The following is a 23,086-nucleotide window of genomic DNA, read 5'->3' as shown; positions in this document are numbered from 1 at the left end:
ACGAAGGCTTGCGAGCTTGCTCGCTAGCCGGAGTTGAGAGGGGAGTGGGGCGTTTGCTCCCTTCTCCCAACCCTTTCCCCTGAAGGGGAGCGGGCTATTCAAGCCTTCGACCACCCCGCCGGCGGAGCCTTGTGGAGCCTTGCCTCAGGGGTCAGCGCGCGGATCTTGCGGGCGAAGCTGCGCAGGCAGACCTCGCTCTTGCCGATGGGGCCGGCGCCGTAGGTTTGCGAATGCATGCCCTGCTGCACGCGCTCGATCAGCCAGGTGTCTTCCTTGTTGACCACGCGGTTGATCCGCCAGTTGGCATAGCGGACCAGCTTCATTTCGCGGCTGGCATCTGGCAGCGCATAGGCCATTTCGCGCAGCAGGCAGGTGGTGGGACTGATCGGCAGCCACTGCATGAAATCGATCTGATCGGCATAGATATCGAAGGCAATGTTGGGCCAGAGCTTGAAGTAGAGCCAGCGGCGCTGGCTTTCCTCGGGCAAGTGCTCCGCGCGCGGCAGGTGGGCCTGATAGAAGCGTTCCCAGAACAGGCTTGAGGGCTTGTCGACCAGATCGCCCTTCAAGCGGTCCACCCAATCATCCGCCTCGATCTGGTAGGACTTGCCGAAGATGCGCGTGAGGCCGTCGTGCGCCACAGGGATGTGGAGGTTATCGGAATAGTTGTCGCCGACGTTCTTCCAGTTCACCTCGCGCGGGCGCAGGCGCATGGTGCCCATCGGCTGCATGTCCTCGAACCGGTAGGGCGCGATTTCAGCCTCGTGGGGGGCCATCATTGCGCTGGGCGTGGGGAACACGCCGGGCTTGAGGCAGACCCAGACGAAACCGCGCCAAACTTCAAGCGCGACGGGCGCGAGGCCGTTTTCTTCAAGCTTCAGAGCGGGATAATCGGACTTCATGGGAACGCCGGTGAGGCGCCCGTCCGTCTCGTAGACCCAGGCGTGGTAAGGGCAGACGAGCTTCTTGGCGCATCCCGCCGTGCCTTCGACCAGCCGCATTGCGCGGTGGCGGCACACGTTGGTGAAGGCGCGCACTTCGCCATCATCGCCGCGCAGCACGATCACGCTCTCACCGATGTAGTCGATGGTGCGCCAATCGCCCGGGTTAGGGATCTCGTTCACATGGCAGACGATCTGCCATGATGGGCGGACCACCCGCTCCATCTCGAGCGCGTGATATTCGGGATCGGTGTAGAGCCAGCCGGGCAGGCTCCAGTCCGCATCAGGATCGTGCTCGCTGGCGGAAAGCGCCGGAAACGCAGACTGGTGGCCCATACCGAATCTCCAAGGGGGTCAATAAAATGCTTGTTGGACGATCGTACAACAACGATTAGGATACGCAAGATGAAAGCGCCCTCCCCGCATCAACCCGCCTTCCGCCGGACCCGCCCCGACGCGCGGCGGCTCGCGCTGATCGAGGCCTGCGCGCGGGTGATGGCGCGCGCCGGCGCGGCGGGGGTGAGCGTGCGCGCGATCGCGGTGGAAGCGGGCGTCTCGCCCGGCCTCGTCAGCCATTATTTTTCAGGAATCGAAGCGCTTGTTGCGGCGACTTACGCCCATGTCGAAGGTGCTGTGGGCGAGACGCTGGACCATGCGGTGGAGGCGGCAGGGCCCGATCCGCGCGCGCGGCTCGATGCGTTCGTGACGACCACTTTCGCACCGGCAATTGCCGATCCGCAGCTGCTGGCCACCTGGATCGCGTTCTGGAGCCTTGTCACCGCGCGGCCCGCAATCGCCGCGCAGCACGACGAGCAATATGCCGGATCGCGCGCGCGGCTGGAGGCGCTGCTCGGCGCTTGCGGCGTGCCTGCAGCCGAGCGGCGGCGCGCGGCCATTGCGGTGAGCGCGCTGCTCGACGGGCTGTGGCTGGAGCTGTGCCTTTCGCCCGGCTGCTTCAGCGCCGAGGAAGCGGGCGACATTGCGCGCCGCTTCCTCGATACCCTTATTTCGCCAGATCGGTGAGCAGGCTGAGGTAGTAAGTCACGCCGGGGCGGATGTTTTCCAGCCGCACGCGCTCGTTGAGGCCGTGGGAGAATTCCTCGCTGTCCTTGGTGAACAGCGGGCTGGCACCATAAGCGGGAATGCCCAGCCGGCGGAAATACATGCTGTCGCTCGCACCGGAGCTTTGCGAAGGGACCACGGCGATGTCCTTGCCCCAGGCCTTGCGGATCGCCTTGGTCGAAGCGGCGACGAAATCCGCGCGCATGGGCGAAGCATCGGTTTCGAACGAGCCTTCGGTCACGTCGATGATCTTCACTTCGGGCATGGCGATCACGCGCGCGAGCTCGTTCTGGATCTCGGCGAGGGTGTGGCCGGGGAAGATGCGGCAGTTGATGAAGGCCGCCGCACGCTGCGGCAGCGCGTTGAGCGCGTGGCCGGCATCGGCCATCGTGGGCACGCAAGTGGTGCCGACCTTGCCGACCGTGGCCGGATTGGCGCGCAGCACGGCGATAGCGTTCTCGTCGGCGATGTTCGCGGCAAAGGCGCGCATCGCGGCGGCGATCTTCGGATCGGGTTCGAACGCGGCAGCCTGCGCAAAATAGCCCTTGGTCAGGGCGTTCTGTTCGGCCGGGAACTTGTAGGCCCCCACTTTCACCAGCGCCTGCGCGAGCTGGACGATGGCATTTTCCGGGCGCGGCGCTGAGCTGTGGCCGCCGGGGTTGGTGACTTCGAGCTTGAAATCGCCGTAAGTCTTCTCCGCGCCGTCCCACGACCAGTAGATCGGCTTGCCGGTCGCCTCATCCAGCTTGCCGCCGCCAGCATCGGCATTGATCACCAGTTCGGCGTTCTTGAGCTTTTCGGAGAGCAGGCCAGTGGTCTTCATCACCGTTTCCTCGTCACCCGAGAATTCGATGACGATGGTGCGGCGCGGCTTGAAGCCGGAGCGGCGCAGCTCGATCAGCGAGGACAGCGCGACGGCGCCGTTGAACTTCATGTCGGTCGCGCCGCGGCCATAGAGCACGCCATCTTCGACCACGGGGGTGAAGGGATCGCGCTGCCAGTCCGAAGGCTTGGCTTCGACCACGTCCATGTGGCCGGAGATGACGAGCGGCTTGAGCTTGGGATCGCTGCCCGCCCAAGTGGCAATGATATAGGCGGTGTCGTCGGACGGCGTGATCTCGATATCACCGTCTTTCCAGCCGCCCGCCAGCAGCGCCTGCTTATAGAGATTGGCGACGTCGATCGTGCGGTTGTTCTCCCCGCGCACCGAGCGGATGGCGATGGATTTCGTTGCCAGATCGAGTACTTGCGCTTCGGCAGCGGGATAGCTGGCAGGCGCGGCGGCCAGCACCGGCAGCGGGGCGAGCGCGAGGATGGAAGCGATGGCGAGGCGGGAAAGCGACATGGCGATACGGGACTCCTGATGTCCCCTGACGCTGGCGGGCTATGCTGCGGCGCGCAAGATGTTTTCTTGAGAGTTGCGCCACGTGGCGTGCTGCCGCCTGCCCACCCCAAACCCCTCCCGCAAGCGGGAGGGGCTTTATGCGCAGTACCTTCTTCTCCCCTCCCGCTTGCGGGAGGGGTCGGGGGTGGGCCTGTTCAGCCCTTCACCTTGGTCACGTCGAAGGTTTCCAGCCCCGGCTTGAAGCTCTTCTCGTCGAGGAACTGGCGGGTGGCTTCCTTGCGCGCGGCGGCGCCGCCGAAGCTGTGAAGGGCTTCCTGCGCGCGGATCTGGTATTCAAGGCCGTTGTCGTAGGTCATGTCGACCATGCGGCGCATCGTCCACTTGGTGGCGCGCAGGGCGTGGCTATCTTTCTTTTTCAGCACGTTGGCGATCTCGAGCACGCGTTCGCGCAGCTTTTCAGCCGGAACGGCCTCGGTAACGAGCCCCTGTTCCTCGGCCTGCTTGCCGGTGAGGTTTTCGCCCATCATCGCGTGGTACATCGCCTTGCGGAAGGGCATGAGTTCCTGCGCGACCTTGGATGCGCCGCCGCCGGGGAGGATGCCCCAGTTGATTTCAGACAGGCCGAACTGCGCGTCCTCGCTGGCAATCGCGATGTCGCAGCCAAACAGCGGGCCATAGCCGCCGCCGAAGCACCAGCCGTTGATCATCGCGATCGTGGGCTTCTCATACCAGCGTAGCCGTTCGAACCAGCCGTAGCTTTCGCGCTGCGACTTGCGGATCGCGCCGAGGCCGAGCGCCTCGGTCTCGCGGAAGTATTCCTTGAGGTCCATGCCGGCAGTCCATGCCTCGCCTTCGCCGGTGAGCACGAGCACGCGCACGTCGTCGCGGAATTCGAGCTCTTCCAGCACAGCCTTCATGCGGCGGTTGAGCTTCGGGCTCATGCAATTGCGCTTCTCCGGCCGATTGAAGGCCACCCATGCGATGCCGTCGTCGACGCAGAAGGCAACGGTGTCTTCCTCGGCGCGGTCCGGCTTGGGGGCAATCGGGGTCTGGTCGGTCACGGCGGGTCCTCTCGAGTGTAGCAGGTCAAGTGAATATGGGCTTGTGGGTTATACCCTATAACACTTCGCGAGTCGGTGCAATGTGAGCCTGTCGAGAGGTGGGGAAGCATGAATTCGGGCCTGCGAGGTGGTTACAACCGCAACGGACGCAAAACCTGCACCAAAGGACAGGATGGATGCACTAAGCCCTGTGAACGATCACTGCATACGAATGCAGCAATTGATAATAATGCAAAATCCTCCCTTTGAAATCGCTTGAAACCGCACTTTTCGGTGCCTGAATTGCAATTATTGCAACTGCTACCCCGCGTTTCGCACTTGCGAAGACTCGGGGTGGGGCGCACTAAGAACACGCCTTTCAGGCATCCTCTCCCAAACTTTCAAGGGCCACCTGGCAACGGGTGGCCCCTTTTTTTGGTCTGGTTCCGAGAGAGTGTGCGGGCCGCCTGCTACATCCATCTGGCTCCCCCCCCTCCAGACTTTGTCATTCCCGCGCAGGCGGGAACCCAGAGCCGCAAACGCCGCGCCAGCCCCCCTGGTTTCCCGCCTCCGCGGGAATGACGAGGTGGGGAGAGTTTAAGCGTTGGGCAGGATCACCGTGCGCCCGATCACGCGGCGTTCGCGCATGGCGAGGTAGGCCTCGCGCCAATCGGCCAGCGGCACGGCTGAATGTACATGCGGGCGGATGCGGCCCTCGCCTGCCAGCCCCAGGATCGCGGCCATGTCTTCCGCGCCGCGCGACGGAAAGCGGCGACCATATTCGCCCGCACGCACGCCGACGACCGAGAAGCCCTTGATCAGCGGAATGTTGGTGCGCACCTCGGCGATGCGACCGCCGGCAAAGCCCACGACGAGCAGGCGGCCGCCAAATGCGGTGTAGCGGCACGCCTCGTCGAACACATCGCCGCCAACGGGATCGTAAACGAGATCCGCGCCGCGCCCACCGGTCAGTTCAAGGATCTGCTCGCGCAGGCCAGTGGGGCCAGCAAGCACATGATCGGGCGCATAGAGGCGCTGGATCGCCTCGCGCTTCTCGGCGCTGGAAGCCACCGCGATGACGGTGAGGCCAAGCGCCTTGCCGAGATCGACGGCGGCGAGCCCGACCCCGCCCGCCGCGCCGTGGACCACCAGCGTCTCGCCCGGCTGCGCCTGACCGATACGCGCGATGGCAGTGTAGGCGGTGATATAGGCGGCGCGCAGCGATGCGCCTTCGGAATAGGACAGGCCAGCGGGCAGCGGCAGCAGCGCGGCATCGGCGAAGACGCCGTATTGCACCACGGCGCCCGTCAGGGTCGCGACGATCACCTTGTCGCCCACCTGCCAGCAGCTGCCCTCGCCCGCCGCGACGACTTCGCCGGCGGCTTCCATGCCGGGCACGAAGGGCAGCGCAGGCTTGGCCTGATAGAGCCCCTCGGTCATCAGTAGATCGGGAAAGCCAAGCGAGGCGGCTTCGATGCGGACCAGCGCCTGCCCTGCCCACGGCCGCGGCACGGGCCGCTCGGCAAGGCCGACGCCGGCGAGATCGGGGGCCAGCGCGGACACTTCGAGGACGCGCATTACGGGGGGCAGCATGGTCATCGGCGGTTGTTCTCCCGCCGCCCGCGATGCCTCAGCCGCGCCGCGCCGTCCAGACTCTCGAGGCATTCACCATACTTATTCCGCCCCCAAGCCCGCTCACCCTGAGCTTGTCGAAGGGTGCTGGCGCGACAGCTGCGCATGATGCTTCGACAAGCTCAGCATGAGCGGAGGGTGGATATGGAGCCTCGATCAAACACCCGAAACATGTCCGCCGGGTTCAGGCCGCCGATGCCCGCTGGTGCAGGCGGGTGATCGCATCGAGCGAGGAGAGCAGCGCGCCTTCCTGCCAGCAGCCGTAGTAGGAGCAATGCTCGCCCGCGAGGACGATGCGGCCATCCAGCGAGACAAGGTTCTGATAGTGCGCGGCGCGGCTTTCCTCGGTCCAGGTGGCGCAGCAGCCCAGAATCCAGGGCATGCGGCTCCACGCGAGCGAAACGCCGCTGCGGAATTCGGACTTGTAGTGCGCGGGGTGGAATACCGAGCCCTGATCGAGCGCGGCCTGAATGCGCTTTTCGGGCGTCATCCCGGCAAGGATATAGGCGCCGACGCCGAATGGATAGGCACCGAGCAGCACGGCGGGGCCATCGCTGAAGGCACCGTGGCTGGGATAGCTGACGAGCCCGATGGCCTGATCGGTGAACGAGCTGCCGCCATAGATCGCGTCCTCCGTCTCCCAGAAGCGGCGGTTCATTTCGAGCCCGATCTTGACCGAATTGCCATAGGGCAGCGCCTTGATTGCGGCCTTCTTGGCGTCCGAGACCTGAATATCGATCTGGCCGAGCACGGTGGCGGGGATCGTGCAGACCATCCAGTCGGCCTTGGTCTCGCCCACCGCGCCCGTCTTGGCATCGGTCCACGATGCGGTGACGCCGCGATCATCCTGCGCGATCTTCGTCACGCGGGTGCCATAGCGGATCAGCTTGCCGACGCGGGCCTGAAACGCCTTGCCGATATGGTCCATGCCGCCCTTGGGTTGGAACATCGAGGGCTGCATCACGTGCTCGGCAAAGAAGCCCAGCGTTTCCCAGATCTTGCTGTCGAGCGTATCGCTGAGGCTGAAGGGATCATTGGGGATCGGCTCGCCGTTCACCCCGCCCCCCGGCGGGCGCTGCCAGCCGCGCTGCTCGCCCAGCTTCTCGCTTTTCACATAGGCCATGTTCTTGTCGAGCACGCCCCAGCTGCGCATCGCCTCGAGCAGCTTGGCCTTGTCCTCGCCCGTGACGGCCTGATCGAGCGCGCCTGCATGGAGCGCCTTGCCGAGCAGTTCGGAGACGTGGCCCTTCCAGTCGGTCACCACATCGCGGTAGCGCTGCGGCTTGCCACCGAAAGCGCTCTTGCGGTGGACGAAGGCGTTGGTGTTGTTCTGGATATAAGGTTCGAGCTGGACGCCCAGTTCCTTGCAATAGTGCAGCACGGTGCGGTGGTGGTGCGGGATGCGCCAGGGGCCGGGGTTGATGTAGTTTCCGGGCGCGAAGCCGACTTTCTGGACCGAGCCGAGTTCGGTAACCACATCGCCGCCGCGCAGGGTCATGTTGCGGCCGCCCGCGCGGTTTTGCGTTTCGAGGATCTGGACCTTGTAGCCCGCCTTGGTCAGTTCATAGGCCGCAAGCATGCCGGCAAGCCCCGCGCCGAGCACGAGGACCGAAGCGCCGCGCTTGGCACCGGATAACCCCGGCGGGCCGGTGAACTGCGATTCCGCCGCGTGGCCCATTACCGTCATCGCCTGATAGAGCGCTGCACCGCCGCCGACTTTGCCGATCAGGGTGAGGAGATTGCGGCGGGTTGTCGGCAGGATCGGTTCGGTCATGCGGGGCACCTTGAAAACGTGAGTCTCTGGCGGGACATCAGTGGCCGCAATTGCAATCGGGCACCGGCGGATTGGCGGTGGTGATGCGGTCGAGATCGGCGACCGTCACCGCATCGGGATAGCCATTGAAGTGACAGCGCACGTAATTGATCACTGCGGCAATCTGGGGGCGGGTGAGAATGTCGGTAAACCAAGGCATGCCGCCGCGCCCCTTGAGCACGACGATGCTGGCATAATCGTGATCGGCAAGGCGCGGATTGCCGGCGAGCGCGGGGAACATCGCGCCGGGGACCCCGCCGCCCTTCGCATCGGCCATGTGGCAGGACTGGCAGATCTGCTCGTAAAGCTCCCTGCCCTCGCCCGAAACCTCGACCGTGGAAGCGCCGCCACGGTCTTGCGCAGCGCCGGGATCGGCGAACGCGAGTGCGGCGGCCAGAGCAAGCGCGCCGGCAAGAAGAGACGTATGGCGATATCCCGGCAAGGTCGTGGTCCCACTCCTGCTACCGTCGGTACTGCGCCAAGCTATGCTGCATTGCAGCGCCGTCAATGCAAATTGTTGCTGGATTGACGCGCGCGGCCCTGACCATTGGGGCATTCAGCCGCTTTTGCGGCTGCGAATTGTCGCGTATGGTCGCCGCCGAACCCGCCGCTTGCTGCGGCGCTGTTTGAAGGGGACCACCGATGCGCTTCACGCTTCTTTCCGCGCTGGCTTTCGCCGCGATTGCATTCGCCCATCCTGCAGCAGCGCAGGTGACCCGCGTGCAAAGCAATCCGCAGGCGCTGATCCTCGACGGCGCGGACGTGAAGGCGGGGACGGACCTGTTCTATCTTTCGGGGCAGCTCGCCTCCCCCATCGATCCGGCCAAGACCTTTGCCGATGTGAAATCGATCGAGGACCTCGGCGATACGAAAACGCAGACAATCAGCGCGCTCGCCAAGATCAAGTCGATTCTCGAGGCACGCGGTTATGCGATGTCGGACGTGATCAAGCTGACGCTGTTCGTGGTGGCCGATCCCAAGCTCGGCAAGATGGACTTTGCCGGGGCGAACGAAGGCTTCAAGCAGTTCTTCAAGACGGCCGAAAACCCCAATACCGTGGCGCGATCGACCTTTCAGGTGGCGGCTCTGGCGGGCCCCTATTTCCTGATCGAGATCGAGGCGGTCGCCGCGAAGAAGCGCTGAGGCGGGCGGCAGCGGGAACGCCAAGGAACGATTGCAAACGTATTCCTTTGGACAGCCGCCCCGCTTCGGTCTCTTAGGCGGCACGTGGTGGCTTGCCGCCGGTGACATCCCTCGCCTAGTCTGCGAGGCAAGCACCGGGAGAGGCCGGACACCATTGGGACGCCAGAGCGAGGGCCGCCGCAGAAGCCCATGCCAAGCCGCATCCGATCAGGGGGAGTGACGATCCGTGCGCCTCGACCAGAGTGACAAGCCCGCTGCCAGCGCTTCGCGCGCCGAGGCGGGTGATATGCAGGCCCATATTCTCGACGTTCTGCGGCACCGCGTGGGCAAGGACGTCCATTCCGCGACCCCGCACGACTGGTTTACCGCCACCGTCCTCGCGCTGCGCGACAAGGTCATCGACCAGTGGATGGAATCGACCCACCGCACGTATGAGGCGGGCGGCAAACGCGTCTATTACCTCAGCCTTGAGTTCCTGATCGGGCGTCTGCTGCGCGATGCGCTTTCGAACATGGGCCTGACGCGCGAAATGGAAAAGGCGCTGCGCTCCTATGGGTTCGATCTTTCGACCATTGAGGATCTGGAGCCGGACGCCGCGCTCGGCAATGGCGGGCTCGGGCGGCTGGCGGCGTGCTTCATGGAAAGCCTCGCGAGCCTCGATATCCCGGCTTACGGCTATGGCATCCGCTATGTGAATGGCATGTTCCGCCAGCGGCTGGATGACGGCTGGCAGGTGGAACTGCCGGAGACCTGGCTGAGCCACGGCAATCCCTGGGAATTCGACCGACGGGAAAGCGCTTACCGCATCGGTTTCGGCGGCGAAGTGGTGGACAAGGGCGACCGGGTGGAGTGGATCCCGGCCGAGCAGGTCGAAGCCTCCGCAGTCGATACGCCGGTGGTCGGCTGGCGCGGCAAGCGGGTGAACACGCTGCGGCTGTGGACCGCGAGCGCGCTCGATCCGATCCGATTGGATGCCTTCAATGCGGGCGACTATACCGGCGCGCTGGCCGAGGAAGTGCGTGCCGAAACGCTGGTGCGCGTGCTCTATCCGGCGGATTCCAGCCCCGCCGGGCAAGAGCTGCGGCTGCGGCAGGAGTATTTCTTCACCTCCGCCTCGATCCAGGACATCGTGCGCCGCCACGTGCAGACGTATGGCGATATCGCCAGCCTGCCGGACAAGGCCGCGATCCAGCTGAACGATACGCACCCCGCCGTCGCGGTGGCCGAGATCATGCGGATTTTGGTCGATCTCCACGGGCTCGATTTCAACGAGGCCTGGGACGTGACGCGGCGCACGGTCGGCTATACCAACCACACCCTGCTGCCCGAGGCGCTGGAGAGCTGGCCGCTGCCGCTGTTCGAACGGCTGCTGCCGCGCCACATGCAGATCATCTACGCGATCAACAGCCGCGTGCTGCGCGAGGCGCGCAAGAGCGGAGCCGACGACCGCGCCATTTCAGCGATCAGCTTGATCGACGAAGCGGGCGAACGGCGCGTGCGCATGGCGAACCTTGCGTTCGTGGGCGCGCACAGCGTGAACGGGGTGGCGGCGCTCCATACCGAGCTGATGAAGTCCACGGTCTTCTCGGACCTGCATGGGCTTTACCCCACGCGCATCAACAACAAGACCAACGGTGTCACCCCGCGCCGCTGGCTGCAGCAGTGCAATCCAGGGCTCACCAGCGTGATCACCGATGCGATCGGGCCGGGCTTCCTCGACGATGCCGAGAAGCTGGCGGAGCTCAATGCCTTTGCCGATGATGCCGCGCTGGGCGAGCGGATTGCCGAAGTGAAGCGGGCCAACAAGGTCGCGCTCGCGGCTTATGTGCGCCAGACCATGGGGCTGCGGCTCGATCCCGATGCGCTGTTCGATGTGCAGATCAAGCGCATCCATGAATACAAGCGCCAGTTGCTCAACCTGATCGAGACGGTGGCGCTTTACGACCAGATCCGCAGCCACCCGGAGCGCGACTGGGTGCCGCGCGTGAAGATCTTTGGCGGCAAGGCGGCATCGAGCTATCACAACGCCAAGCTGATCATCAAACTGGCGAGCGACATCGCGCGGCGGGTGAATGCCGATCCTTCGGTGGGCGGGCTGCTCAAGGTCGTGTTCATGCCGGACTACAACGTTTCGAAGGCCGAGCGGATCATTCCGGCGGCGGACCTTTCGGAGCAGATCAGCACGGCGGGCATGGAAGCCTCGGGCACCGGCAACATGAAATTTGCGCTGAACGGCGCGCTCACCATCGGCACGCTTGATGGCGCGAATGTCGAGATCAAGGACCGGGTGGGTGACGAGAATATCGTGATCTTCGGCCTCACCGCCGATGAAGTGGCGGAAAAGCGCGCCGGGGGGTACAACCCGCGCGCCGTGATTGAGGGCAGCCGCGAATTGCAGCAGGCGGTCTCGGCCATCGCGACGGGCGTGTTCTCGCCCGATGATCCCACACGCTATGCCTCGCTGATGGGCGGCATCTACGACCACGACTGGTTCATGGTCGCAGCCGATTTCGACGGCTACCACGCGGCACAGCGCAAGGTGGACCGGATGTGGGAAGACCAGGCCGGGTGGCGCGCCAAGGCGATCCGCAACATCGCCAACGTCGGCTGGTTCTCTTCCGACCGCACCATCGGCGAATATGCGCGCGAGATCTGGGGAGCTCTGACTTGATCACGATGCTGGCATCATGAAGCCCTCCCCCGCCGCGCTCGAAGCCCTGCTAAACGGGACCCATGCCGATCCTTTTGCCTTGCTGGGGATCCACGAGGGACCGGGCGGTGCCTTTGCCCGCGCGGTGCTGCCGGGGGCAGAGACGGCGGAGGCCCATGCGCTGGGCGGAGAAACGCTGGGCACGCTGACGCGGATCGACGAGCGCGGCTTGTTCGAAGGCGTGGTCAAAGGGCCGCGCCAGCCGGTGAAGTATCGCTGCACCGCAGGGCCGCATGAGTGGTGGCTGACCGATGCCTATTCGTTCGGCCCGGTGCTGGGGCCGCTCGATGATTTCCTGATCAATGAGGGCACGCACCTGCGCCTGTTCGACAAGCTTGGCGCGCATGTGATTGATCACGAAGGCGCGCGGGGCGTGCATTTCGCGGTCTGGGCGCCCAATGCCGAGCTGGTCTCGGTGGTCGGCGAATTCAACGATTGGGACGGACGGCGCCATCCGATGCGGCGGCGGGCCGATATTGGCGTGTGGGAAGTGTTCCTGCCCGATATCGAGCCGGGACGCGCCTACAAGTACCGCGTGGTTGGCCCGGGCGGCGCGGTCCAGCCGCTCAAGGCCGATCCGTTTGCCTTCCGATCAGAATTGCGGCCCGCGACGGCGAGCGTGATCGCCGCGCCCGATGCGCATGCGTGGGGCGATGCCGACCACCGCGCGAGCTGGGCGAAGACCGATCCGCGCCGGGTGCCGATCTCGATTTATGAGGTGCACCCCGGATCGTGGCAGAAGCCCGGCGATGGGCGCGAATTCTATTCGTGGGACGAATTGGCCGACCGGCTGATCCCCTATGTCGTCGAGATGGGCTTCACCCATATCGAGTTCCTGCCCGTCTCCGAGCATCCGTTCGATCCGAGCTGGGGCTACCAGACGACCGGCCTGTTTGCGCCGTCCGCCCGCTTCGGCGAGCCAGAGGGCTTTGCACGGTTCGTTGATGGGGCGCACCGGGCGGGGATCGGCGTGCTGATCGATTGGGTCCCGGCACACTTCCCGGTCGATGCGCATGGCCTTGCGCAGTTCGACGGCACGTATCTCTATGAGCACGCCGATCCGCGGCTGGGCTTCCATCCCGATTGGCAGACCGCGATCTACAATTTCGGGCGGCGGGAAGTCCTGAGCTTCCTGGTGAACAATGCGCTCTATTGGGCTGAGCGCTATCACGTCGATGGCCTGCGCGTGGATGCTGTCGCCTCGATGCTCTACCGCGATTACAGCCGCAAGGATGGCGAGTGGATCCCCAATGCCGAGGGGGGCCGCGAGAACTGGGAAGCGGTGGCGTTCCTGCAGGCGATGAACCGTGCGGTCGATGCCAGCCACGCCGGGTTTCTGACCGTTGCAGAGGAATCGACGAGCTGGCCGGGGGTGACGCTGCCCACAGATGCGGCGGGGCCGCCGCGCGGGGGGCTGGGCTTCGGGTTCAAGTGGAACATGGGCTTCATGCACGACACGCTCGCCTACATGGCGCGCGATGCGGTGCACCGGCGCTATCACCACGACGAGATCACCTTCGGCCTCATGTATGCCTTCAGCGAGAACTTCGTGCTGCCGCTGAGCCATGACGAAGTGGTCCACGGCAAGGGATCGCTGCTGGGCAAGATGAGCGGCGTGGATGCCTGGCAGAAGTTTGCCAACCTGCGCGCCTATTACGGGCTGATGTGGGGCTATCCGGGCAAGAAGCTGCTGTTCATGGGGCAGGAGTTTGCGCAGGGGCGCGAATGGAGCGAAGCGCGCGAGCTCGATTGGTATCAGCGTGATCTCGCTGAACATGCCGGGGTGCAGCGCTGGGTGAAGGACCTCAACCACGCCTATCGCACCCTGCCCGCGCTCCACGCGCGCGATTGCGAGGGTGATGGCTTTGAATGGTTGGTGGTCGATGACGCCGCCGCGTCGGTCTTCGCCTGGGCGAGGCTGGCGCCTGGCGCGCCGACGGTGGTTGTCGTCAGCAACATGACACCGACGCTGCACGGGCACTACCGCCTGCCGTTCCCGCAGGACGGCACGTGGCGCGAGGCGCTCAACAGCGATGCGGGCATCTATGGCGGATCGGGTCAGGGCAATCTGGGCGGCGTGACGGCGCAAGATGGCGCGGCACTTGTCGTGCTGCCGCCGCTGTCGACGGTGATGTTCGTGTTCGAGGGATAAGCGCTTCACGAGACAAGAATTGGGGCAAGGAGGGAGAAGGACCATGCGCGATACTTATGGACAGCCGCTGGCGCGTGACGCCATGGCCTATGTGCTGGCAGGCGGGCGCGGCAGCCGCCTGTGGGAGCTGACCGACAACCGCGCCAAGCCCGCGGTCTATTTCGGCGGGGTCAGCCGGATCATCGACTTCGCGCTTTCGAACGCGATCAATTCGGGCATCCGGCGCATCGGTGTGGCGACGCAATACAAGGCGCATTCGCTGATCCGCCACATGCAGCGCGCGTGGAACTTCATGCGGCCAGAGCGCAACGAGAGCTTTGACATCCTGCCCGCCTCGCAGCGCATTTCCGAGCATGCGTGGTATGAAGGGACGGCGGACGCGGTCTACCAGAACCTCGACATCATCGCGAGCCACGCGCCCAAGTACATGGTCATCCTTGCGGGCGATCACATCTACAAGATGGACTACGAGATCATGCTGCAGCAGCATGTCGCGACCGGCGCGGACGTGACGATCGGCTGCCTCGTGGTGAAGCGCGAGGAAGCCAAGGGCTTTGGCGTGATGGCGGTCGATGGCGCTTCGGTGATCACCGATTTTGTCGAGAAGCCGGAAGATCCGCCCGCGATCCCCGGCGATCCGGAGCACTCGCTCGCCTCGATGGGCATCTACGTGTTCGAGACGAAGTTCCTGTTCGAGGCGCTGCGCCGCGATGCGGCCGATCCCAATTCGACCCGCGACTTCGGCAAGGACATCATCCCCGATATCGTCAAGAACGGGAAGGCTGTCGCCCACCGCTTCACCGACAGCTGCATTCGCGCAGCCGAGGAAATCGGCGAATACTGGCGCGATGTCGGCACGGTGGACGCCTATTTCGAGGCGAACCTCGACCTCACCGATGTGGTGCCCAAGCTCAACATGTATGACCGCGACTGGCCGATCTGGACGGACCAGGTCGTGGCGGCGCCAGCCAAGTTCGTCCACGATCTTGAAGGACGGCGCGGCATGGCGATTTCCTCGCTGATCTCGCAGGACTGCATCGTCTCGGGCGCGATCGCGCGGCGGTCGCTGCTGTTTACCGGCGTGAAAATGGGCTCGTTCTCCAGCGTCGATGAGGGCGTGATCCTGCCTTATTGCAACATCGGGCGCGGGGCGCGACTCAGCCGCGTGATCCTCGATTCCGGCGTGCGCATTCCCGAGGGCCTTGTGGTGGGCGAGGACCCGATCCTCGATGCCAAGCGCTTCCGCCGCACCGAGAGCGGGGTGTGCCTGATCAACAAGGCGATGATCGAGCGGCTGGCGTGAAAAAGCCCACCCTTGACTGCCGGTTCTGCCCCTCCCCCGTTCGGGGGAGGCCGGGTGGGGGTGAGTGGCGCTTGCAGGAAAGGCCGACCCCCCTCCCCCAACCCCTCCCCACCGGGGAGGGGAGCAGCGCTGGAGTGCTCGCATGACGCTCAACGTCCTCTCCGTCGCTTCAGAGGCCGTGCCGCTGGTCAAGACCGGCGGCCTTGCCGATGTGGTGGGCGCACTGCCCGAGGCGCTGGCGGCGCACGATGTGGCCATGACGACCCTGCTGCCGGGCTATCCCGCGGTGATCGCCACGCTCGGCAAGAAGCCCAAGGCGGTGCACAAGTGGGAGAGCCTGCTGGGCGAACCCGCACGGCTGCTGGCGGGCAAGCTTGGCGAGCATGCGCTGCTCGTGCTCGATGCGCCGGGGCTCTATGCGCGTGAGGGCGGGCCTTATGGCGATGCCACCGGGCGCGACTGGGCGGACAACTGGAAGCGCTTCGCCGCCTTCGGGCGCGCGGCGGCGGATGTGGCGGGGGGCGTGGTCAAAGGGCTTTCGTTCGATCTCGTTCATGCGCACGATTGGCAGGCGGGGATGACGCTGGCCTATCAGCGTTTTGCGCCTGCGGGGCCGCAGTTGCCTTCGGTGATCACGATCCACAACATGGCGTTTCAGGGGCATTACGGCGCGGACCTGTTTCCGGCGCTGGGCCTTCCGCCGCAGGCCATGGCGATCGACGGGATCGAATATCACGGCGGGATCAGCTTCCTGAAAGCCGGCCTCGCTTCCGCCAGCCGTGTCACCACGGTTAGCCCGACTTATGCCCGCGAAATCCGCGAGCCCGGCTTCGGCATGGGACTCGAAGGGCTGGTCCGCGCGCGGGAAAGCGACGTGAGCGGGATCGTCAACGGGATCGATCCGGCGGTGTGGAACCCGGCGAGCGATCCCGCGCTGAAAGCCCCTTACAGCGCCAAAGCGCTGGGCAAGCGGGCGGCGAACAAGCGCGCGCTGGAGGCCGAATTTGGGCTCGAAAATGGGGACAGTCCCCTTTTTATCGTCATCAGCCGGCTGACCTGGCAAAAGGGCATGGACGTGCTGCTCGAAGCGGCAGACCACCTTGTCGGCATCGGCGGGCGTCTGGCGCTGCTGGGTTCCGGCGATGCGGCGCTTGAGAGCGGCTTCCATGCGGCCGCCGCGCGGCATCCCGGGCGGATCGGCGTGCGCATCGGCTATGATGAGGCGCTTTCGCACCGCATGCTCGGCGGGGGCGATGCGATTCTCGTGCCGAGCCGGTTCGAGCCTTGCGGGCTAACCCAGCTCTACGGCCTTGCCTATGGCTGCGTGCCGGTGGTGAGCCGCACCGGCGGCCTTGCGGACACGGTGATCGACGCCAATCTCGCGGCGCGGCAGGCCGGGGTGGCGACGGGCGTCCAGTTTGACGGGGTGCGGTATCAGACGCTCGCCGACGCCCTCACCCGCACGGTGCAACTGTTCCGCGATCCCGCCGCCTGGCGCAGCCTGCAGCGCGCGGGGATGAGCGCCGATTTCTCATGGACAGGCAGCGGCGGGGCCTATGCCGACCTCTACAAGAGCCTTACGGTAACGCCATGATCCAGACGATTCCCTCGACGCCCTTCGCCGACCAGAAGCCCGGCACTTCGGGCCTGCGCAAGAAGGTCCGCGTGTTCGCGCAGCCGAATTACGCCGAGAACTTCATCCAGTCGGTGTTCGATGCCGTCTCGCCAGAGCCGGGTTCGACGCTCGTGATCGGCGGGGACGGGCGCTATCACAACCGGACGGTCATTCAGGCCGCGATCCGCATCGCAGCGGCGAATAGCTACGGCCGGGTGCTGGTGGGGCAAGGCGGCATCCTCTCGACGCCTGCCGCCAGCCATGTGATCCGCAAATATGGCGCGAGCGGCGGGCTGATCCTTTCGGCCAGCCACAACCCCGGCGGGCCGGACGAGGACTTCGGCATCAAGTACAACATCGCCAATGGCGGCCCCGCGCCCGAAGCGATTACCGACGCGATCTTCGCGCGGACCAAGGTGATCGACCGCTGGCTGACGGTGGAAGCGGCGGACGTCGATCTCGATACGCTGGGCGTGCAGACCGTGGCGGGCATGACGGTCGTGGTGATCGATTCTGTGGCCGACTGGGCCGATCTGATGGAGACGCTGTTCGATTTCCCCGCGATCCGCGCGGCGGTGGCGAATGACCTCACCATGGCGTTCGATGCGATGCATGCCGTGACCGGCCCCTACGCCATAGAAGTGCTGGAAAAGCGGCTGGGGTTCCGCCCCGGCACCGTCCACAACGGCGTGCCGCTGGAAGATTTCGGCGGGCACCATCCCGATCCCAACCGCGTCCATGCCAAGGTGCTGTTCGACCTGATGTTTTCGCCCGATGCGCCCGCATTCGGCGCGGCTTCGGACGGGGACGGAGACCGCAACCTGATCGTGGGCAAGGGCATCTTCATCACGCCATCAGACAGCCTCGCGATGCTGGCGGCCAATGCGCATCTGGCACCCGGCTATGCCGAGGGCCTCGCCGGGATCGCCCGCTCCATGCCGACCAGCGCGGCGGCGGACTGTGTGGCGCAGGCGCTGGGCATTCCCTGCTACGAAACGCCGACGGGGTGGAAGTTCTTCGGCACCCTGCTCGATGCAGGCAAGGCGACGATCTGCGGCGAGGAAAGCGCAGGCACCGGCTCTGACCACGTGCGCGAGAAGGACGGGCTCTGGGCCGTGCTGCTCTGGCTCAACATTCTGGCCGTGCGGGGCGAGAGCGTGGAGGCGATCGCCCGCCAGCACTGGGCGAAGTTCGGCCGCAATTACTATGCGCGGCACGACTACGAGGCGCTGCCCAAGGATGTGGCCGAAGCGCTGATGGCGGCGCTGGAGGCTTCGTTCCCGACGCTGCCGGGCAAGGTCTTCGGGCCTCTGACGGTCGAGAAGGCGGACAGCTTTGCCTATGACGATCCGGTGGACGGCTCGCACAGCGCCAACCAAGGCCTGCGCGTACTGTTTGTGGGCGGATCGCGCATCGTGCTGCGGCTTTCGGGCACGGGCACCGAGGGCGCGACCTTGCGGCTCTATCTGGAGCGCTACGAGCCGGCAGGCGGCACGCTCGATGCCGATACCGACGCCATGCTGGGCGATCTGATCGCGGCGGCTGAAGCGATTGCCGGGATCGCCGCGCGCACCGGCCGGACGGCGCCTGACGTGATCACATGACCCACGTTTCGGTGCGCGCGCCGCGCGCCGAGGCGGTGATGCTCTGCCTGTTCGACGGGGATAACGAGACCCGCGTGCCGATGGTGCGGCAAGGGGACGATTGGGTGCTCGAGGCCCCTGCTCCCGGCACTCGCTATGGCCTGCGCGCGGAAGGCGAATGGGCTCCCGAGCGCGGACTGTGGTTCGATCGCGCCAAGCTGCTGGTCGATCCGCGCGCAGTCGAGCTGGACCGGGCGTTCATGTACAGTCCGGCGCTATCCGCATACGGCGTGGATACCGCCGCGCTGGTGCCACGCGCCATCATGCCCGGCGCGCCGCCGCAGATGCCGTTGCAAGCACCCGTCTTCAAGCGCGGTGGGCTTATCTACGAAGTCAACGTGCGCGGGCTGACCATGCTGCACCCTGACGTGCCCGAAGCGCAGCGCGGCACGGTGGCGGCGCTGGCGCATCCGGCGGTGCTGGCGCATCTCGAAAAGCTGCATGTCAGCGCAGTGGAGCTCATGCCGATCACGGCGTGGATCGACGAGCGGCATCTGCCGCCACTCGGGCTCAGCAATGCCTGGGGCTATAATCCGGTCGTACCGATGGCGCTCGATCCGCGGCTGTGCCCGGGGGGCGTGGCGGAACTGCGCGAGACGGTGGCGGCGCTGCTCGCGCGCGGGATCGGGGTGATCCTCGATCTCGTGTTCAACCATACTGGTGAAAGCGATGTGCTGGGGCCGCTGCTGTCGTTTCGCGGGCTCGACAACGCGGCCTATGCGCACAACGCCGATGGCTCGCTGATCAACGATACCGGCTGCGGCAACACGCTCGATTTCGCCAATCCTGCTGTGCGCAGGCTGGTGATCGAGAGCCTCAGGCATTTCGTGCAGCATTGCGGCATCGACGGCTTCCGCTTCGATCTCGCCACGGTCATGGCGCGCGGCCCCGGCTTTGCGGCGGACGCACCGATCTTTGCCGAAATCGCCGCCGATCCATGGCTCGCAGACCGGATCATGATCGCCGAGCCGTGGGATATCGGCCCCGGCGGCTATCAGCTCGGGCGCTTCCCGGCGCACTGGCTGGAGTGGAACGACCGCTACCGCGATGATGTGCGGCGGTTCTGGCGGGGCGATGCGGGCATCGGCCTGCTGGCGACGCGGCTGGCAGGCTCGTCCGACATCTTCGGCAAGGACTGCCGCGCGGTAAACTATCTTGCCGCGCACGATGGCTTCACGCTGGCCGATACGCTCGCCTACGAACACCGGCACAACCACGCCAACGGCGAGGACAATCGCGATGGGCATGGCGAGAACTTCAGCTGGAACAACGGCGTGGAAGGGCCGACGGACGATCCGCAGGTGCTCGCCCGCCGCGCCGCGCTGGCGCGGGCGATGCTGGGCACGCTGTTCGTCTCCACCGGCACGATCATGCTGACGGCGGGCGACGAGTTCGGCCGCAGCCAGCAGGGCAACAACAATGCCTATGCGCAGGACAACGCGTTGACATGGATCGATTGGGAGCACCGCGACCGCGCGCTGGAAGACCATGTCGCGGCGCTGGCGGCGTGGCGGGCGGCGCGCAGCCTTGCGCAGTTTCCCCAAGGCGGCGAATGGCGCGCGCTCGATGAGGCGGCGATGGACGCCGCGCGCTGGGAGGACCCACAGGCGGCGGGCTTCACATGGCAATCAAAAAGCGAGGCGGCGCGATCGACGGGATTGAGGATCGATCGCGCCGCCTCCTATGCCGGACCCGGGGTGGACGGCCCCGGAATCCGCTCAGGCGCGCTGCCAGACTAGCGCGGGATCAAACTCGTCCCGCGCCGCCGGCTGCGCACGCGGCGTATCCTGCACAACCGGCAGCGGCTGCGGCAGGAGCGTGTTGAGCAGCAGGCGGCCAAATGCCCAATCGCCCAGTTCGGACGCGGCGTTGATGTGTCCCGCCTCCCCCGCATCGGCGAGGCGTGCGCCCCAGCGGCGGGCAAGCCCGCGTGCCTGCGCCATCGTCAGGTAAGGGTCGTTGCGGCTGGCAACGAGCACCGAAGGGAACGGCAGCGCGCTTTCCGGCACCGGCGCGAAACGAGTGAGCCGCCGGTCGAGCGGGCGCTCCTCCACATCGGGCGGGGCCACCAGCAGCGCACCGATCACCTTCCCGCCATCCACGGGTCCACCGGGCTGCTCGTACTCGGCCCACCAGGCAACCGCGAGGCAGCCGAGGCTGTGCGCGGCGAGCACCACCGGCCCTTCGGCGCGCTGGATCGCGAGGTTGAGCTTGTTCACCCAGGTGTTGCGATGGGGATCTTCCCACAGCCCCAGATCGACCCGGCGGCAGCGCGGCAGGCGGGCTTCCCATGTCGTCTGCCAGTGGCCGGGGCCGGAATTGCCAAGGCCCGGCACGGTAAGGATCACCGGCTGGGCCGCATCGTTCTGAACAGTGATGAAATTGGCCATAAAACGTCTCCAGGAGAGGAAATGGCCGGTCGACTCGGTGCACGTCCCGACAGGCCTGACGTTAACTCAACTTTTTCGATAGACAATAGCGCCGCGACGAAGCGCGCGGGGATTTCGCCGATCTGCGGCGGGACCTGCGCCGTCTTGCGGATTGGTCACACGATTGCCATGTCCTCGCCGCAGTTGGCGTGCACTAAGCGGGCAAATGGGCCAAACCAGTTCACGCGCAGGGGCCACACCGATGACGACAAACGATGGCGGGATGCGACTGCGCCTTGCGGCAGTGCAGCATGTGGTGATACCGGCGCGCGCATGAACGCCCCCGCGCCCTCCTCCCCTGTTTCCGCGCGGCGGCGGCCAGAAAACCGGCTGGTCGTTTCGATCCACGATGTCTCGCCGCGGTTCGAGGCTGAGGTCGATGCGCTGGCGGAGCGGCTGGCGCGGCACGTGGGCGAGGCGAAATTCGCCATGCTGGTGATCCCCGACCATTGGCGCGGCGCGCCGATTGCGGGCAACGCTGCGTTCGCGGCAAGGCTGCGCGGCTGGGCCGATCAGGGCATCGAGATGTTCCTTCACGGCTGGTCCCACAAGGACGAGATGCCGGCGACCGAGGGCCTTGCCGCGATCAAGGGCAAGCACATGACCGCGGGCGAAGGCGAGTTCCTGAACCTGCCGCAGGCCGAGGCGCTCGCCCGCATGCGCGATGGGCGCGCGCTGGTGGAAGACGTGATCGGCCGCCCGGTGGCAGGCTTCATCGCGCCGGCGTGGCTTTATGGCGATGGCGCGCATGCGGCGATGCGCGAACTGGGTTTTGCGCTGGCCGAGGACCACATGAAGGTGTGGCGGCCCGCGAGCGGCGAAGTGCTGGCGAAAGGCCCGGTGATCACCTGGGCGAGCCGCAGCAAGGCCCGCATCGCCAGTTCGCTGCTGGCCGCAGCGCTGGGCCGGGCGGCCCTCCCCTTCACCCGCACGATCCGCGTGGCAGTGCATCCGGGCGATACGACGGTGCCCGCGTTGCTGGACAGCATCGACCGCACGCTGGCGCGCTTCGTGCGCACGCATGCGCCTTCGCGCTATGCCGCGCTCGGCGGCGGCGCATGAACGCGCTGTCGGCCGCGCTGACCCGCGGAGCACCCGCCGGCGCGCAGCCGCTGCGCATTCTGACGTTCCTTCACAGCTTCGAGCCGGGCGGCGTCGAGCGCGTGGCGCTGCGCTTGCATGAGGCATGGCGCGCGCAGGGGCACGACGCGCGGCTGGTATTGGGGCGCACGGCGGGCGTAATGAAGCGCGAGTGGCCGGGGCTGGAGTACGATGTGCTCGGTCCCGAGGCGATCCCGAGCGCGGCCTGGGAAACGCTGTGGATGATCGCCCGGCTGCCCCGCGCGATCCGGCGGATCCGGCCCGACGTGCTGTTCTGCGCAGGCAATTCCTACACCGTGGTGGCGGTGGCAATGCGGCTGCTGCTGGGCAAGGCCTGCCCGCCCATCGTCGCCAAGATCAGCAATGACCTAACCCGGAGCGACCTGCCCGCCCCGGCCCGCCCGTTCTACCGGCTATGGCTGCGGATACAGGGCCGGATGCTGAACCGGCTGGTGGGCATGGCGCCGCCGATGCGCGAGGAGATCGGCACCCTGATGCGCGCGGAGGATGCGCGGATCGCGGTGATCGATGACCCCTCGCTTGCCGAAGCGGACATCCAGCGGCTGGCGGCTGCGCGCGAAGCCGCCAAAGCGGCGCCGCGCGCGCCCGGACGGCGCTTCCTGGCCATCGGCAGGCTTGCCGCACAGAAAAATTTCGCCCTGCTGATCGATGCCTTTGCGCGCATGGCGGGGCCGGATGACCGATTGGCCATCATTGGCGAAGGCTCTGCACGCCGGGCGCTGGAGGCGCAGATCGCCCGCCTGGGGCTGAGCGGAAAGGTGCGCATGCCAGGCCACGTCAGCCCGCTCGATGCCGAACTGGCTGCGGCCGATGCGCTGGTACTTTCCTCGGAATATGAAGGCGTTCCTGCCGTGGTTGCAGAGGCGCTGGCAGCCGGTCTGCCGGTGGTTTCGACCCGGTGCAGCGTGAGCATGGAGGACATGCTGGGCGGCGGCCGGTTCGGGCTCCTCGTGCCGGTGGGCGATGCATCGGCGCTGGCACAGGCGATGGAAGACATTGCCAAGTTGAAATTTGACGAAGCCGTTGCGCGCGATCAATCACGGCGGTTCACCGTAGAGATAGCTTCGCATGGCTATCTCGCGCTGATGGAGGGCCTCGCCCGTGCTTAACCCCGATGGCGAGGCGGGCTCCTCGAA

17 protein-coding genes are annotated in these 23,086 nt (G+C 66.0%); 10 read left to right on the top strand and 7 right to left on the bottom strand.

Going from position 1 to position 23,086, the window contains the following annotated elements; all coding sequences use genetic code 11:
- Nucleotides 1–98: 98 nt before the first annotated feature.
- Complete coding sequence (locus ACODS2_RS13210) at nucleotides 99–1,277, bottom strand: aromatic ring-hydroxylating oxygenase subunit alpha (RefSeq protein WP_488999239.1); 1,179 nt, start codon at nucleotides 1,275–1,277, stop codon at nucleotides 99–101.
- A gap of 69 nt (nucleotides 1,278–1,346) precedes the next feature.
- Between ACODS2_RS13210 and ACODS2_RS13205 the strand changes: the two genes are divergently transcribed.
- Complete coding sequence (locus tag ACODS2_RS13205) at nucleotides 1,347–1,964, top strand: TetR family transcriptional regulator C-terminal domain-containing protein (RefSeq protein ID WP_488999238.1); 618 nt, start codon at nucleotides 1,347–1,349, stop codon at nucleotides 1,962–1,964.
- Here the strand turns inward: ACODS2_RS13205 and ACODS2_RS13200 are convergent.
- From ACODS2_RS13200 to ACODS2_RS13180, 5 genes are all read right to left on the bottom strand, one after another.
- Entirely contained in the window at nucleotides 1,945–3,348 is a 1,404-nt protein-coding gene (locus ACODS2_RS13200) for a M20/M25/M40 family metallo-hydrolase (RefSeq protein ID WP_488999237.1), read from the bottom strand. The genes ACODS2_RS13205 and ACODS2_RS13200 overlap by 20 nt on opposite strands.
- A 194-nt stretch (nucleotides 3,349–3,542) precedes the next feature.
- Nucleotides 3,543–4,409 carry a p-hydroxycinnamoyl CoA hydratase/lyase gene (locus tag ACODS2_RS13195; RefSeq protein WP_298166515.1) on the bottom strand — a complete coding sequence of 289 codons (867 nt, stop codon included), beginning with the start codon at nucleotides 4,407–4,409 and terminating at the stop codon, nucleotides 3,543–3,545.
- Nucleotides 4,410–4,985: 576 nt separating this feature from the next.
- On the bottom strand, nucleotides 4,986–5,987 hold the full coding sequence (locus ACODS2_RS13190; protein WP_488999236.1) for an NADPH:quinone oxidoreductase family protein: 1,002 nt from the start codon (nucleotides 5,985–5,987) through the stop codon (nucleotides 4,986–4,988).
- 217 nt (nucleotides 5,988–6,204) lie between these two features.
- A complete protein-coding gene (locus ACODS2_RS13185; RefSeq protein ID WP_488999235.1) occupies nucleotides 6,205–7,794 on the bottom strand; it encodes a flavin monoamine oxidase family protein in 1,590 nt (529 codons plus the stop codon).
- Nucleotides 7,795–7,831: 37 nt separating this feature from the next.
- Nucleotides 7,832–8,275, bottom strand: coding sequence for a c-type cytochrome (locus tag ACODS2_RS13180; RefSeq protein ID WP_488999234.1), 444 nt, complete (start codon nucleotides 8,273–8,275; stop codon nucleotides 7,832–7,834).
- Nucleotides 8,276–8,475: 200 nt separating this feature from the next.
- Here ACODS2_RS13180 and ACODS2_RS13175 point away from each other — a divergent pair, with 200 nt between their 5' ends.
- The 7 genes from ACODS2_RS13175 to glgX all read left to right on the top strand — a co-directional run bounded on the left by ACODS2_RS13175 (nucleotide 8,476) and on the right by glgX (nucleotide 20,138).
- On the top strand, nucleotides 8,476–8,976 hold the full coding sequence (locus ACODS2_RS13175) for a RidA family protein (protein ID WP_488999233.1): 501 nt from the start codon (nucleotides 8,476–8,478) through the stop codon (nucleotides 8,974–8,976).
- Nucleotides 8,977–9,262: 286 nt separating this feature from the next.
- Entirely contained in the window at nucleotides 9,263–11,647 is a 2,385-nt protein-coding gene (locus tag ACODS2_RS13170) for a glycogen/starch/alpha-glucan phosphorylase (protein WP_488999504.1), read from the top strand.
- Nucleotides 11,648–11,663: 16 nt separating this feature from the next.
- A complete protein-coding gene (gene glgB / locus ACODS2_RS13165) occupies nucleotides 11,664–13,838 on the top strand; it encodes a 1,4-alpha-glucan branching protein GlgB (RefSeq protein WP_488999232.1) in 2,175 nt (724 codons plus the stop codon).
- A 43-nt stretch (nucleotides 13,839–13,881) separates the two neighbouring features.
- Complete coding sequence (gene glgC, locus ACODS2_RS13160; RefSeq protein ID WP_298166505.1) at nucleotides 13,882–15,141, top strand: glucose-1-phosphate adenylyltransferase; 1,260 nt, start codon at nucleotides 13,882–13,884, stop codon at nucleotides 15,139–15,141.
- Between the two features lie 142 nt (nucleotides 15,142–15,283).
- Complete coding sequence (glgA, locus tag ACODS2_RS13155) at nucleotides 15,284–16,735, top strand: glycogen synthase GlgA (protein WP_488999231.1); 1,452 nt, start codon at nucleotides 15,284–15,286, stop codon at nucleotides 16,733–16,735.
- Nucleotides 16,732–18,360 (top strand): alpha-D-glucose phosphate-specific phosphoglucomutase, encoded by a 1,629-nt coding sequence (locus ACODS2_RS13150; protein ID WP_488999230.1) that lies wholly within the window; start codon nucleotides 16,732–16,734, stop codon nucleotides 18,358–18,360. The genes glgA and ACODS2_RS13150 overlap by 4 nt, the downstream gene beginning before the upstream one ends.
- A complete protein-coding gene (glgX, locus tag ACODS2_RS13145) occupies nucleotides 18,357–20,138 on the top strand; it encodes a glycogen debranching protein GlgX (protein WP_488999229.1) in 1,782 nt (593 codons plus the stop codon). The genes ACODS2_RS13150 and glgX overlap by 4 nt, the downstream gene beginning before the upstream one ends.
- Here glgX and ACODS2_RS13140 read toward each other — a convergent pair.
- Nucleotides 20,118–20,789: an RBBP9/YdeN family alpha/beta hydrolase gene (locus ACODS2_RS13140; RefSeq protein WP_488999228.1), complete on the bottom strand. Its 672-nt coding sequence runs from the start codon at nucleotides 20,787–20,789 to the stop codon at nucleotides 20,118–20,120. The two genes, glgX and ACODS2_RS13140, sit on opposite strands and share 21 nt — an antisense overlap.
- A gap of 312 nt (nucleotides 20,790–21,101) precedes the next feature.
- Here ACODS2_RS13140 and ACODS2_RS13135 point away from each other — a divergent pair, with 312 nt between their 5' ends.
- Complete coding sequence (locus ACODS2_RS13135) at nucleotides 21,102–21,890, top strand: DUF2334 domain-containing protein (protein ID WP_488999227.1); 789 nt, start codon at nucleotides 21,102–21,104, stop codon at nucleotides 21,888–21,890.
- Nucleotides 21,887–23,059, top strand: a complete 1,173-nt coding sequence (locus ACODS2_RS13130) for a glycosyltransferase (protein ID WP_488999226.1) — start codon at nucleotides 21,887–21,889, stop codon at nucleotides 23,057–23,059. The genes ACODS2_RS13135 and ACODS2_RS13130 overlap by 4 nt, the downstream gene beginning before the upstream one ends.
- The last annotated feature ends 27 nt before the right edge of the window (nucleotides 23,060–23,086 follow it).

The sequence above is a fragment of the Novosphingobium sp. FG137 genome (assembly GCF_057809735.1).
The sequence above is the reverse complement of the archived record's forward strand: the minus strand, read 5'-3'. Positions and strand labels throughout refer to the sequence as shown.

Bases quoted from the DNA above. Each gene is read 5' to 3' on its own strand.
- ACODS2_RS13210 (WP_488999239.1), bottom strand. From the start codon at position 1,277: ATGGGCCACCAGTCTGCGTTTCCGGCGCTTTCCGCCAGCGAGCACGAT.
- ACODS2_RS13205 (WP_488999238.1), top strand. From the start codon at position 1,347: ATGAAAGCGCCCTCCCCGCATCAACCCGCCTTCCGCCGGACCCGCCCC.
- ACODS2_RS13200 (WP_488999237.1), bottom strand. From the start codon at position 3,348: ATGTCGCTTTCCCGCCTCGCCATCGCTTCCATCCTCGCGCTCGCCCCG.
- ACODS2_RS13190 (WP_488999236.1), bottom strand. From the start codon at position 5,987: ATGACCATGCTGCCCCCCGTAATGCGCGTCCTCGAAGTGTCCGCGCTG.
- ACODS2_RS13185 (WP_488999235.1), bottom strand. From the start codon at position 7,794: ATGACCGAACCGATCCTGCCGACAACCCGCCGCAATCTCCTCACCCTG.
- ACODS2_RS13175 (WP_488999233.1), top strand. From the start codon at position 8,476: ATGCGCTTCACGCTTCTTTCCGCGCTGGCTTTCGCCGCGATTGCATTC.
- ACODS2_RS13170 (WP_488999504.1), top strand. From the start codon at position 9,263: ATGCAGGCCCATATTCTCGACGTTCTGCGGCACCGCGTGGGCAAGGAC.
- glgB (WP_488999232.1), top strand. From the start codon at position 11,664: ATGAAGCCCTCCCCCGCCGCGCTCGAAGCCCTGCTAAACGGGACCCAT.
- glgC (WP_298166505.1), top strand. From the start codon at position 13,882: ATGCGCGATACTTATGGACAGCCGCTGGCGCGTGACGCCATGGCCTAT.
- glgA (WP_488999231.1), top strand. From the start codon at position 15,284: ATGACGCTCAACGTCCTCTCCGTCGCTTCAGAGGCCGTGCCGCTGGTC.
- ACODS2_RS13150 (WP_488999230.1), top strand. From the start codon at position 16,732: ATGATCCAGACGATTCCCTCGACGCCCTTCGCCGACCAGAAGCCCGGC.
- glgX (WP_488999229.1), top strand. From the start codon at position 18,357: ATGACCCACGTTTCGGTGCGCGCGCCGCGCGCCGAGGCGGTGATGCTC.
- ACODS2_RS13140 (WP_488999228.1), bottom strand. From the start codon at position 20,789: ATGGCCAATTTCATCACTGTTCAGAACGATGCGGCCCAGCCGGTGATC.
- ACODS2_RS13135 (WP_488999227.1), top strand. From the start codon at position 21,102: ATGAACGCCCCCGCGCCCTCCTCCCCTGTTTCCGCGCGGCGGCGGCCA.
- ACODS2_RS13130 (WP_488999226.1), top strand. From the start codon at position 21,887: ATGAACGCGCTGTCGGCCGCGCTGACCCGCGGAGCACCCGCCGGCGCG.